2 protein-coding genes are annotated in these 14,809 nt (G+C 62.0%); both read right to left on the reverse strand.

All coding sequences use genetic code 11. From position 1 onward, the window contains the following. Positions 1–41: 41 nt before the first annotated feature. Positions 42–11,948, reverse strand: coding sequence for an amino acid adenylation domain-containing protein (locus tag AC1Z24_RS20675; RefSeq protein ID WP_483742479.1), 11,907 nt, complete (start codon positions 11,946–11,948; stop codon positions 42–44). A gap of 251 nt (positions 11,949–12,199) precedes the next feature. After that, a complete protein-coding gene (locus AC1Z24_RS20680) occupies positions 12,200–14,701 on the reverse strand; it encodes a TonB-dependent siderophore receptor (protein ID WP_483742480.1) in 2,502 nt (833 codons plus the stop codon). Between the last annotated feature and the right edge of the window lie 108 nt (positions 14,702–14,809).

Here is a 14,809-nt window from a genome sequence, read left to right on the forward strand (position 1 = left end):
GCCGGTCAGGCAACTACCGGCTTTCTTGTTGACCCAAAGGGTTATTGAATGAAAAGGCTGCCCATCAGAGCACTGCCCATGGCCTGCAGAAACCCGGCATGGTTGAGGATGCCGTAGTGATCGGTGTGCACGCAGTTGCTTGACCCGCGCCCGGTCAACTGCTGCTCGAAGCGCTCCAGCTGCGGATTGGTTTTATCCCGTGCCCACCAGAACTGCACCGCCGCCTTGACCTGCGACAGGACAAAGGGCTGACGGGAAACAGCGCGCAATTTCATGCCGACAATGAATGCCTGGGCCAGGTCCTCAGCGTCGAAGCCTGGCGCCGTCTCGTTCGGGATTGCCCGGGATAAAGGTCTCAGGGTGGCAAAGTACGCCGTCAGACGGTCCAGCGACGGCAGCGCCGAAGAAGTCGTCAACGCCACCGGCAGAACCGCCTGCGGGCTGGCGTACATCATGTCGACGAATGCACGCAGCTCACCCTGCCAGTCGCCGTCGTCCTCGGCTCGGTGCGGGTTCAGTTCTTGCCCATGGCCGTCTGCCGGAGGAACGAAGCTGTCGACCAGAGACAGGAACGCCACTTGCTGCCCTTGCTGCTCCAGCTCCCTGGCCACCAACGCCGCCAATACGCCACCCAGGGACCAGCCCATCAGGCGGTACGGGCCTTCGGGCTGCTTCTGGCGGATGTACTGCGCGTAATCGATGGCCATCGCTGGCAGTGATTCGTCCTGCCAGCCATGGTCGAGCAACATGCGGCACTGCACACCGTAAACGCTCAGCTCGCCATCGAGCAGACGGGCCAGTGGCTCGTAATCGAATACCGTGCCGAAACCGGCGTGCAGGCAGAACAACGGGGCGACGCCCAAGACTTTGCGATTGAGCAGCAACAGCGGGTCAAGGGTGCCTGGCTGCGCGTCGCTATAGCCACAGAGTTCAGCGATGGTCGGGCGGCTGATCAAGTCGCGCAACTTCAACTCGAAGCCCTCGCGCTGGAGGCTGCGCACTTTGGAGATCACTTTGAGGCTGCGCAGGGAATCCCCGCCGCGCTCGAAGAAGTTATCCGTCACACCAACCCGCTCCACACCCAGCACATCGGCCCAAATCTGCGCCAGCTGCTCTTCGAACAAGTTGCGCGGGGCAACATAGCGCTCGACCGGTTCGCTGAAATCCGGGGCCGGTAGTGCGCGGCGGTCCAGCTTGCCATTGGGGCTGAGGGGGAACGTGTCGAGCACCATGATTCGCTTGGGCACCATGTAGTCCGGCAGACCGGCGCGCAAGACCGCTTGCAAGGTATCGGCAAGACCCGCAACCGTTGCGTGGCGGGTCACGTAGCCGATCAGTTGCTTGTCCTCGTCACTGCCCAGGACCACCACCACGGCATCACGCACGCCCTCCTGCTCGCGCAAGCGCGCCTCGATTTCGCCGAGTTCGATACGGAAACCGCGAATCTTCACCTGTTGATCGAGGCGCCCCAGATAGTCATAGCAGCCATCCGCTCGCCGACGCACCAGATCTCCGCTGCGGTACAACCTGCCGCCGACGCTGAATGGATCGGCGATAAAGCGTTCAGCCGTGAGCGCCGGGCGCTCATGGTAACCCCGCGCCAGGCCTTCGCCACCGATATACAGTTCACCGGCCACGCCATCAGGAAGCCGGTTGAGTTGGGCGTCCAGGACATACAGCTGTCGTGCGCCAACGGCGTCGCCAATCGGCGCGATGGGGCCGTCACACAATGCGCCCGCGCTGACCTTCCACAACAAAGGCGTCACCACGGTCTCTGTCGGGCCGTAGCCATTGGTCAGATAGCGAGGCTGCAAATTGGCCTTGACCAGTTCGAAAGTCGCCTGCGCAACGGCGTCGCCACCAAAGCAGTAGATCTGCACCGGCGGCGGCACCGCCTGAGTCGCCGCCACGTGCTCGGCCAACTGCTGCAGGTACGCGGGCGGGAAACAGGCAATACTGATGGCATGCTCGTGGAGCGCCTGCAGGGTTTGCTCGGCGGTCCACAATTGGCCGTCGCGCATCACCAGTCGCCCCCCGGCCAGCAACGTCGACAGCCAGCGTTCCTGAGCGCCATCAAAGGCAAACGACATGAACAGCAGTTCGCGACTGTCGGCGCCCATTTCATAGCGCTCGACAATGGCCTGGCAATGCATACTCAACGGCCCGTGACTCACCGCCACCCCCTTGGGCTGGCCGGTGGAACCCGAGGTGTAGATCATGTACGCCAAATGTTCACTGAGTACCGGCACCTGCACGCTGCTTGCCGGATGAGCGCACGGATCGAGCCCGTCCAGCTCCAGACGCTGTATCGAGGCGACGTCAGGCAACCGTGCCAGCACTGTCGAATGAGTCAGCAACAGGCTCATGCCCGAGTCGCGGATAATCCATTCCAGGCGTTCGCGCGGATAGTCGATGTCCAGCGGTATGTAGGCCGCTCCCGCCTTGAGTACGGCATAAAACGCCACGATGGTTTGCACCGAACGCTCCAGCGCCACACCGACCCGGTGCTCCGGACCGATCCCGCGCGCGCGCAGCTCATGGGCCAGGCGATTGGCGCGCTGCTCAAGCGCCTCGTAGGTCAGGCTCTCACCGGCACAGATCACGGCGATGGCCTGGGGTGTTTGCCGGGCGTGCACAGCGATCAGTTGCGGTAGCGACGTTCTGTCCGCCATGCCTGTGCTGACCGGCTCTGCAACGTTGCCGACCATGGCCAGGTTGCCTACACAGGCCTGGGGATTTTCGAGCAAGGCATTGAGCAGAGACTCGAATGACTCGATGATCCCGGCAACCGCCGCCTGGCTGAAACGCTCGCGCAAGTAGAGAAACTCCACGCTCAAGGTTGTGCCCAGGTTGACCGCCAGGTCCATGGCGTAGTTGGTGACGTCGCGGGTCTGCGCGGTACCAAAGCTCAGGTCATCATTCATGCCCTGCTGCAGGCGATCATCGATGGGGTAGTTCTCGAAGACAATGATGCTGTCAAACAGCGGCTGGCCGCTGCGCCCGCTCCAGCGCTGAATATCGGCCAGGGAGGTATGTTCGAAATCGCGGGCTTCCAGGTTGTAGGTTTGCAGCGTCTGCAACCACTCACCCACGGCAAGGGCCGCAGGCGGGCTCTGAATCACCGGCATGGTATTGATGAACAGACCGAGCATTTTATCGGCGCCGGTCACATCGGCCGGACGCCCGGCCACAGTAGCGCCGAAACAGACGCTGTCCTGCCCGGTGTAACGTTGCAGCAACAGCAGCCAGACCGCCTGGATCACCGTGTTGGCGGTCACCCGAAGGCGCTGGGCCACCTCCTGCAAGACCTGGGTCTGCGCTGCGTTCCACTTCAGGTACAGCGCCGCATGCCCGGTTCCGCCCGCTTCAGGCTTGGGCAAGACGTCGGCCAGCAGCGTGGCTGCACTAATGCTGTTCAGTTTGACTCGCCAGAAGGCTTCACTGGCAGCAGTGTCCTGGCGTTGCAGCCAGGCGATATAGTCGCGGTAGCGGTAAGCCTGAGGCTCAAGGGTGGCGCCGGCGTAGTCGGCCAATACGTCACCGATCAGGCGGGAGGCGCTCCAGCCGTCCATCAACAAATGGTGGCTGGTCCAGATCAAATGCTGCCGGTCAGCCATCTGCACCAGCGTCACGCGCATCAGCGGCGCCTGGGCCAGGTCGAAGCCGCGTTGGCGGTCCTCCAGCACCCGCTGCGCCAGGTCTTGATCTGTCGCACTGCCTGCCGACCAGTCGAGCAGGCAGATGTCCATCGTGGCATGGCGGTGTACCACCTGCACCGGCTCGCCCAAGGCAGAGCCGGTATGGAAACTGGTACGCAGGATCGGGTGACACCGCACGGCCTGCTGCCAGGCGTTGATAAAACGTTGCGCATCCAGGCCGGTGACCGGCACGCTGGTCTGGTTGATATACAAGTCCGCCTGATCGTCTTCGACGGCGTGGAACAGGATGCCCTGCTGCATCGGTGACAGCGGGTAGACATCCTCGATCTGCGCAGGCGCCACCGGCAGGCTGTCGAGCTGGGCCTGGCTGAGACCTGCCAGCGGCACATCCGTCGGGGTGATGCCGGCAGTGGTCTCGGCCAGGCAATGCTCGGTCAAGGCTTTCAACTCGGCCGCATAGTCATCTGCCAGATGCTGCACAGTCTGTGCGCTGAACATCTCGCGGCTGAAACTCCAGACAAGGCTCAGTTCGCCGGCGTAAACGCGACCGTTGATGGTCAACCAGTTGGCCAAAGGCGCCTGTGCATCCTGGCTGGCCCCGGAGCTCTCAACGGCCGGACTGAAGAAGCCGGGGACCTGCGCACCTTGCTCTGATTGCCCGGCAAAGCTGCCATCGAACTGCCCCAGGTAGTTGAAGGTGATACGCGGCACCGCAAGCCCGGCCAGGGCCTGTCGCGCCGCCGGCTCACCCAGGTAGCGCAGCGCGCCGAAGCCGACGCCCTTGTCCGGAACGGCCCGCAGCTGCTCCTTGATCTGCTTGATCGACCCCTCAAGGTCAGATACCGGGCTGAGCCGGACCGGAAACACGCTGGTGAACCAGCCCACCGTGCGGGTCAGATCAATGCTGTCGAACAGCTCTTCACGGCCATGGCCTTCGAGCTGCACCAGCACCTCGGCCTGTCCGGTCCAGCGGGCGATGACCCGGGCCAGCGCTGTCAGCAGCAAGTCGTTGACCTGGGTGCGATAAGCCGCCGGAGCCTGTTGCAACAACTTGCGGGTGTAGTCCCGGTCGAGCCGCGTAGGGAGACTCGACACATGCAGACCTTGTCGCGCCCCCTCAGGGTTGGCGCATGGCAGATCGGCCACCGCCCCCGTCAGCAGGGCCTGCCAGTAGGGCAGTTGTTTTTGCACTGCGTCGCCGCTCGCCCAGGCCTGTAGCTGTTCGGCCCAGGCCTGGGTCGAACTGGTCTTCGCGGGCAGGCTGACGGGGCGTCCGGCCTGCAATTGCTCGCAGGTCGTTTGCAGGTCTTCCAGCAGGATTCGCCACGACACACCGTCCACCACCAGGTGATGAATGGCGAGTAACAAGCGCTGGCTGCCATCAGGCAGTGTCGCCAGCACCGCCCGCAGCAGCGGGCCGTGCTCCAGGTTCAGACTGCGTTGGGCCTCTTCGCACAAGGCTTCCAACGCCTGGGTGTCGGCCACGGCCCGGGACCAGAGCCACGGTTGCTCGTGCCAGGCCTGTTGTTGCTCGGCCAGGGAGCGATAACGCGCTGCCCAGCTGCCGTCAGCCTGCCGGGTAAAACTCAGGCGCAATGCATCATGGTGGGCAATCAGGCCTTGCAAGGCCTGCACCAGGAGCTGTTCCTGCAAGACATTGCCCGGTTTAAGCAGTAATGCCTGATTCCAGTGGTGGCGCCGGGGGATCTGTTCATCGAAGAAATACTGATGAATCGGCAGCAGCAGGGCCTGCCCGGTGACCGCGCCCTGATCGATCAACAGGCCGCCGCTCTCACCGTACCTGGCCACCGACGCCAGGCCTTGCACCGTCTGGTGCTGGAACAGCTCCTTGGGGGTGAAACGAATACCTGCCTGACGGGCACGGCTGACGACCTGGATCGAGATGATGGAGTCGCCGCCCAGCTCGAAGAAATTATCGGTCAGGCCGACCCGGGCAAGCTTCAATACATCCGCCCAGATGGCCGCGATCTGTTGTTCCAGCGCCGTGCCAGGCGCCACATAGGTGGGCTGTTCCTGGCTTTGGCCGGGCTGCGGCAGCGCCTTGCGATCCAGTTTGCCATTGGCGGTCAATGGCCAGGCTTCAAGGAACAACACATGGCCCGGGACCATATAGTCGGGCAAAGTCGCATTCAAATGCTCGCGCACACTGCTGCGCAAGGTTGCCAGCTGCTCAAGATCGGCCAGTTGCCGTCCTTCGACGAGCAGGTAGGCGACCAGCTGTTTACCACCGGGCCCTTGGATATCCAGCACCGCCGCTCCGCTGACCTGAGGATGTTCATGCAGTCTGGCCTCGATCTCGCCCAATTCGATGCGGAAGCCGCGAATCTTGATCTGTTGATCGATCCGCCCAACGTACTCTACCGCCCCCTGGGCACGATAGCGGGCCAGGTCACCCGTGCGGTACAGCCGTCCGCCGCCCTGTTCGCTGGTGTCGAACGGGTCCGGGATAAAACGCTCTGCGGTCAACCCCGGACGCAGGTGATAGCCCCTGGCGAGCCCGGCCTGGCCGATATGCAGCTCGGCATGGCTACCAGGAATGGCCGGGTTCAGGTCGGCATCCAGCAGGTACCAGGACAGATCAGGGATCACCGCGCCGATAGGGCTGACGCCTTCACGCTGCAAGTCGTCGACGCACACCGGTCGGTAAGTGACATGCACCGTGGTTTCGGTAATGCCATACATGTTGATCAACTGCGGCTGGCTATCGCCAAAACGATCAAGCCAGGGCTTCAGACTGCCGACGTCCAGCGCCTCGCCACCGAACACGATATAGCGCAGCGCCAACGCGCCCTGCCCTGCCGCATCCGCGCAGGCCAGCGCCATCAGCTGTTTGAACGCTGAGGGCGTCTGGTTCAGCACCGTGATCTTCTGGCGAACCAACAGCGCGTAGAAATCCTCGGGTGAGCGGGCAACATCCCGCGGCACGATCACCGCCCTGGCGCCATGCAACAGCGCACCAAAAAGCTCCCAGACCGAGAAATCGAAGGCGTAGGAGTGGAACACACTCCAGACGTCATCGCTGTTGAAACGCAACCAGGGCGCCGTCGCCTCAAACAGGCGCAGGACATTGTGGTGCGCCAGCAAGGTGCCCTTGGGTCTGCCGGTCGATCCCGAGGTGTAAATCACATACGCAAGGTTGGCTGGGCTGCAGAGGTCGACCAGGTTGTCGCTGCTGTAGCCACTGAGTCCATTGCGCAAGTCATCCAGCAGCAAACTACGAACCGTGGAAGGTATCGGCAGTTGCTTGAGCAAGTCCGCCTGGGTCAACAGCAGTTCGATAGCACTGTCACGCATCATGTAGGCCAGACGGTCCTCGGGATAGTCCGGGTCCAGGGGTACGTAGGCGCCACCGGCCTTGAGGATTGCCAGCAGGCCCACCACCATATCCAGGTTGCGCTCCACGGCGATACCGACCAGCACATCCGGGCCCACGCCCAGCTCTCGCAGCCTGCGGGCCAACTGGTTGGCTCGCTGATTGAGCTGAACGTAGGTCAGCTGCTGATCGTTGCAGACCAGCGCGACCGCCTCGGGCCTGGCAGCTGCATGGGTCTCGATCACCCCGTGCAGGCTCTGTCTGGATGGATAGTTGACCGGCGCGGGATTGAGTTCCCGGATCAGCGCCTGCTGCTGCGCACGTCCCAGTAACGCCAGCTCGGCGATTCGTTGCTGCGGCTGACGGACAATATCTTCCAGCAGCGCGCGCCAATGGCCGGCCAGGCCGACGATAGTCCGGGCATCGAACAGCGCCGTGGCGTAACTCAACGAGGCGCCAATGCCCTGCTCATGCTCGAACGTATTAAGGGTCAGGTCGAACTGCGCGTTACGGCGATCCCAGGCCAGACTTTCCATGGTCAGCTGCGACAGGCTGCGGCGCTCGCCACGTATATCCGTCTGATGATTGAACAGCACCTGGAACAACGGGCTATGGCTCAGGCTGCGCTCTGGCTGCAAGGCTTCGACCAGCTGCTCGAACGGCAGGTCCTGATGGGCCTGGGCGGCCAGGGCCGTCTGCCGGACCTGCTGCAGCAACTCAATGAAGGTGGTTGCCGGGGTGAACTCGGCCTTCAGCACCTGGGTGTTGACGAAAAACCCGATCAGGTGCTCGGTTTCGCCACGGTGACGGTTGGCGACGGGAACACCGACACGGATATCGTTCTGGCCACTGTAGCGCTGCAACAAGGCCTGGAAGCTGGCCAACAAGACCATGAACAAGGTGCTGTTCTGTTGCCGCGCCAGGGTTTTGAGCGAGCGCGCCAGTGCGCTATCCAGTTCAATGTCCAGGCTTGCACCTGCGTAACTCTGGACAGCAGGGCGCGGCCGGTCAGCAGGCAGCTCCAGCACCGGCTGTTGATCACCCAGTTGCGCGCTCCAGTAGGCCAGCTGGCGTTGTTGCTCACCGGCGGCCATCCACTGTCGCTGCCAGTGGGCATAGTCGGCGTATTGCACAGCCGGATCCGGCAACGCGGGTATTTCCCCCGCAAGGCAGCCCTCATAAAAGTCGACCAGTTCATCCACCATGATGGGCATGGACCAGCCATCGGCAACGATGTGGTGCAGGGTCAGGACCAGCACATGCTCCTCCCCTGCCAGGCGCAGCAATCTGCCCCGCAGCAAAGGGCCTTGCTCAAGATCGAACGGCCGACGGGTTTCCTGCTCGATCAGGCCCTGCAGATATTGCTCGGGATCTTCATCCTGAGGCGGCTCGACATCTGCCACCTGCAGTGCAAACGGCAGCGCCCCATGAATCACCTGGACCGCCTGGGCACCCTCCTGGCGGAAGGTGGTGCGCAAGGTCTCATGACGGCTGATCAGCGCACTGAAGCTGGCGTTCAGTGCAGGGATATCCAGGCGCCCACACAGACGCAGCGCCGCCGGGATGTTGTAGGCTGCGCTGTCAGGCTCCAACTGCCAGAGGAACCATTGGCGTTGCTGGCCATAGGAAAGCGCCAGCGGTTGCCCACGGTCCACGGGCAGCATGGCAGGCGCCCGACTGTCGTTGCCCTGCTCTCTCAAGGCGGCTGCAGTGAAGTCGGCAAACTCCGGGACTTCAAATAACGTGCGCAGCGGCAGCTCGATGCCCAGCGCCTGACGCACCCTGGAAACCACCTGGGTGGCCAGCAGCGAATGCCCGCCGAGTTCAAAGAAGTGGTCATTGCGACCGACCCGTTCGATCTTCAGCACTTGCGCCCAGATTGCGGCGATCTGCAGCTCCACCTCACCTTCAGGCGCCACATGATCGGCCCCGGCCTGGGCGCTTTCGGGCGTCGGCAAAGCCTTGCGATCAAGCTTGCCGTTGGCAGTCAGGGGCAAGTGATCGACAAACAGCAGATGCGCCGGGATCATGTAGGCGGGCAGCGATGCCTTGAGGTATTCGCGCACCTCACTGCGCAGGGCATTCTGTTGCGTCTGATCGGCCATCAGGCCCGCCCGGAGCACCAGCCAGGCAACCAATTGGTTACTGTCCACAGCCAATACCACCGCCTTGGCGATTGCACCGTGGGCCTGCAGCCGGGCTTCGATCTCCCCAGGCTCGATGCGAAAACCGCGGATCTTGACCTGATGGTCGATGCGCCCCAGATAATCGATCACGCCGTCGGTGCGATAACGCGCCAGGTCGCCGGTACGGTAAAGCCGCCCGCCGCCCTGGCTGCTGGTGTCGAACGGATCGGGTACAAAACGCTCGGCCGTGAGGGCCGGACGCTGGTGATACCCCCGCGCCAGGCCGGCGCGCCCCACATGCAATTCGCCCTGGCAACCGGGAGCAATCGGCTTGAAGTCGCTGTCCAGCAGGTACCAGGACAGGTCGGCGATCACCTCGCCGAGCGGGCTGACCGAGCGCTGCAAATCATCGATGCTCAAGGGCCGCCAGGTGACATGCACGGTGGTTTCGGTGATGCCGTACATATTGACCAGCTGCGGTTGCCGATCACCAAAGCGCTGAAACCAGGGGGCAAGGCTGCCGACATCCAGGGCTTCGCCGCCGAATATGACGTAGCGCAACGCCAGGTTATCGGGCAATGCCTTGGCGCAGGCAACGCGGATCAACTGCTCGAACGCCGAAGGTGTCTGGTTCAACACCGTGACCTGCTCGCGCACCAGCAAGGCATGGAAATCCTCCGGGGAGCGCGCCACGTCCCTGGGCACTATGACTGCTCTGGCGCCGTGCAACAGCGCACCGAAAAGCTCCCATACGGAGAAGTCGAAGGCATAGGAATGAAAAACGCTCCACACATCACTGGCATCAAACTGGAAGCTGTCCCGCGTCGCCTGGAATAACCGGATGACATTGTGGTGGGGTAACAGGGTGCCCTTGGGCGTACCGGTGGAGCCGGAGGTATAGATGACGTAGGCGAGGTTGTCGGGCGCGGTGACAGTGTCAAGGTCAGCGGTGCTATAGCCTTGCAGCTCTGCGGCGATGGCGTCGAGATCCAGATACTCGACGCCTTCGCATTGCGGCAACTGTTGTTGCAGCCCGGCCCTGGTCAATAGCAAGCCAATGCCACTGTCTTGCAGCATGTAGGCCAAACGGGCCTGGGGATAGTCCGGGTCCAGCGGCACATAAGCACCGCCCGCCTTGAGGATTGCCAGCAGGCTGACCACCATGTCGACACTGCGGTCGAGGGCGACACCCACCAGGACTTCAGGACCGACGCCGAGATGGCCCAGTTTTCGAGCCAACTGGTTGGCCTGCTGATTGAGTTGCGTGTAGGTCAGGTGCTGTCCGCCCACGCTCAGGGCAATGGCCTGCGGTGCCCTGGCCGCCTGCGCCTCGATCAGTTGATGCAGGCACTGATCACGAGGACAGTCAACAGTGCCAGGATTCCAGGCGGCCAGGATCAGTTGCTGTTCATCGCCGCGCAACATGGCGAGCTGCGCAACAGGCTGCTGCGGCGCGTCTACCAGAGCTTCCAGCAGATTGAGCCAGTGCCGCGTCAGGCGCGCAATCGTCTGCGGCTTGAACAACGCCGCACGGTACTCAAGTACCGCGCCAATCTCCTGGGGCGAGTATTCAACGTCAAGGGACAGATCGAACTTGGCCTGCTGCCCGCCACAGGGCAGGAACTCCACATCAAGATCACCCAGACACAGGCCCTGTGGTTCATCGCCTGCGACCCGCCAGTTGAACACCGTTTGAAAGCGCGCGTTGGCCGCGCCGGCACCCTTGCCCTCGTCCAGCCATTCGATGGGCCAGTCAGCGTGCTCCAGCAGACTCAGCGAATGTCGCCGCAGGCCTCGCAGGAACTCCAGACCGGAACGCGCGCCATCAACTTGCACCCGATAAAGCTGCGTGTTGACAAAGTAGCCGACCAGTTCCTGGATTTCTGCCCGATTACGCGCTGCGTTGGGCACCCCTAGGCAAAAGTCCGTCTGGCCGCTGTAACGTGCCAACAACAGCTGCCAGGCACCCAGAATGAACACGAAGGGGGTCAGGCCCTGTTTTGCACATTGTTCATGCAGCCGCGCGACTAGTGGCGTCGGCACGGTAGCTCGATGAAAAGCGGCAGTGGCATCCGCTTGCGGCGCTGCTGCATGGTCCGCAGGCAAGACCAGCGGCGCGCTCTCACCCTTGAGGTACGTCTGCCAGTAGGCAGCCGCGCTCGCGTACTCAGGCGTTTGTGGATAGACGCTGCGCTGCCAGTGCGCGTAGTCGGCATATTGCACCGGCAGCGGCGTCAGCGGCGCCTCGTTACCCCGTAGGGCCTGGGCGTAGGCAAGCGTCATGTCCCTGAGCAGGATCGGGTTGGACCAGGCGTCGGACACGATATGATGCATGTTGAGGAACAGCACATGCTCGTCAGGGCCGGTGCGCAACAGGGCGCAGCGGATCAGCGGCGCCTGAGCGAGATCAAAGGCGTGCCGGGTGTGCGCCTGCAAACGCTCGGTCAACACTTGCTGGCGCAGTGGCTCTGCAATGGCCGTAAGGTCTTCGCAATGCAGCACCGGCCGGGCCCGGGCACTGACGCGCTGCATGGGCTCACCGTCCACCTCATGGAAAGAGGTGCGCAGAATGTCATGCTTTTCCACCACTTTGCCCAAGGCAGTTTCCAGCGCCTCTACGTGCAATCGACCTTTGAGGCGCAGGGCGCGGGCAAGGTTATAGGCTGAACTGTCCGGGCTGACTTGCTGTATGACCCACAGGCGTTGTTGGGCGAACGAGGCCAGGCACTCGGAAGGTCGCCCCATGCTGCGAATGATCGTCGGGTCATCCTGTTCGTCGGCCAGTAACAGCGCCAATAAATCGTGATCATTCAGGGTGGGGGAAGACATGTATATCAGCCTCGTCGTCAGTGGCGAAGAAAGGGGATCTTCACCAAGTAACGAAAGGCCAATCGATAAATTTAGCGTCCCGCTGACCCAGACTTTTCAGCAGCGGCCGGCAGGTCGAACACACTGCAAGGGGTAGCCGCGCAAGGCAGGCGGCGCCTTGCAATCTGCGCCGCGAGATAGCAGCGGCCCTTATTGCAAGGGCCGCTTTGAAGGAGTGACCGTGACCTGTCTGCACAGGTCCGTGTGCGGGATCAGAACTCGCCGCGCAAGGTCAGCATGTAGTTTCTGGGGTCGCCATAGAAGTTACCATTGGCGGCGCTGGAAACGGTCTGATAGTACTTTTTATCGAACAGGTTGTTGCCATTGAGTGACACGGTCCAGTGGTCATCGACACGGTACTTAAGCAAGGCATCCCAGACCGCATAACCGGTCTGCTTGTAATCGAACGGGATATTGGACTGCACCACGGCGCCGTTGCCACCCACCCGAGCGGTGGTGCCGCTGACATAGGTCGCACTCTGCAGGTCCACCCCGCCGCCGACGGTCCAGTCCGACCATACGCCTGGAAGCTTGTAGCTGGTCCAGATCTTGAACTGATGCTTTGGCGTGATGGTGCTGAAGGCCGCGCTGTCAGTCTTGTTGCGGGTTTCGTTGAAGACGTAGCTGGACATGAGCATCCAGTCCGGCATGATTTCGCCCGAAGCCTCCAGTTCGATGCCTTTGCTGATCACTTCGCCCTGATTCACATAGCAGCAACTGCCGCCATACAGCACCGTGGCGTTCGGGTAATTGGTGTCTTGTACCGCGCCATTTTTACGGTTGGTGTAGAACACCGCAGCACTGGTGTTCAAGCGGCCGTCAAACAGCTCGCCCTTGATACCGATCTCGCGGCTATTGCCCACCAGCGGCTCGAGTACCTCGCCGCTGCCCACCGGCCCCTTCAGGGAGCTTTGCTGGGGCTTGAAGATCTTCGAGTAACTGCCATACAACGACCATTGATCGTCGAGGGCATAGATCAGACCGCCGAAAGGCACGAGGCGGCTCGGCTCACGCATGTCGATATCGCTCTGCACCGCGCCGGCATTGGTATAGACCTGCTCGAAGTGATAACGCGCCAAACGCCCGCCCACTACCAGTTTCAAAGGGTCGGCCAGTTGCAGGGTCACGCGGCTATACAGGCCATACTGCTCTTGAGTGTTAGGACTGTAATCGCGCGGGGTGGCCAGGGAAATCGTGGTCGGGTGCCAGTAACCCGGATCGAAGACATTCAATGGCACGCCAGTGCCGGTAAACACGCCCGAGCCCTGCCAGCGGCTGGTGACACGCTGATAGTCGCCACCGAGAACGAATTCATGCTCGCGACCGAATGCGTCGAATTTGCCGGACAGGTTACTGTCCACCAGATCCTGGCTGGTCGAGTAAACGTTATAGCTGGCACGCCAGACCGGACCTGCCAGGGTCACCGGGTTCACCGCGTTGCCGGTCACCGCCGCCAGTGCCTTGCCTGCATCACGGGTGTTGGTATAGGAGACGTTGAGTTTCCAGTCGTTATCGAAGTAGTGATCGAGCTTGGTGAATATCTCCTGGGAGATATTGTCCATGTAGGACCAGTTCTGGCCCAGGCTGGTACTGCGCGACAGCCCGATGTCGGCACCGGTGGTGTAGCGCGGCAGACCCAGGGATGAGTTGGAGTGCGCGCTCTCATACATGCCACCCAGCGTCAGTGTGGTCGAGGGTGCGAGGTCGACTTCCATGACGCCATAGACGGTTGGTTTCTCAGTGGCCAGCTTGTCAGTGAAATACTGGCGATCGGTGTACGAGGTGACAAGACGGCCGCGAACGGTCTTGCTGTCATTCAACGGCCCGGTGACGTCCATCTGCGTGCGATAGTTGTCCCACGAACCGGCGGCAGCCTCGAACTTCAACTGAAAGTCAGGCAAGGCACGCTTGCGCACCAGGTTGATCACGCCGCCGGGATCGCCGACGCCGCCGAACAATGCCCCTGCTCCGCGCAGGACTTCGACGTGGTCGAACTCATCGAGGTTGTACAGCCGTCGCGAATAGAAACTTGTCGCCACCGATGACAGTGCCATGGGCGCCGCACCATCGATCTGGATGCTGTCGATATTGAACCCGCGAGAATAGAACTCGTAGGTGTCACTCGTGGTTTTCTGCACCGTCACGCCCGGGGCGAATTTCAGCGCATCCTGCAGGTTGGTGACGCTGCGATCATCAAGCAGTTGCCGGGTCAGCACCGACACCGACTGCGGCGTATCACGCAGGCTGGTCGGCGTCTTGGAACCGACACTTACGGCCCCCGTGGTATAGGAGCCACTGTTTTCAGTCATCTCGCCCATGCCCTGGCTGATGATGGCCGTGGGTTGCAAGGTGAGCGCGCCGGAGCTGGAAGGGGCCGCTTCGAGGATCACAGTGCCGTTCTCAATACGGAAGTTGTAGCCGGTGCCTTCTAGCATCATCTTCAGTGCGGTTTCAGACTCCAGGCTGCCGGAAACCTTTGCGGACTCTGAGCCACGGATAAGATCAGCAGAATAGATGACCTGCAGACCTGTCTGTTGCCCGAACGCTTGCAGAGCGCTGTCCAGTGGCTGCTTCGGGATATTAATCCTGACCGGATCGGCGAATGCCGTGTTCCCCAACGACAGCACCGCAGCAGACACCGATAGACGGATGATGCGCGCCCCTTTTTGCAGTAAGACGCTCTTGCCCTGCCCTTGTCGACCCTCAGCTCTCATGATGTTGCCCCGTTGTAAATGGTTAAAAAGGTGGATGACGTCACCGGATGAGGGATGGCCTGCGCACAGGCTTCCCCTTCTGCGTTAAACCCCGGAACCGGTGCGTCT

Source organism: Pseudomonas sp. JL23, assembly GCF_056933585.1.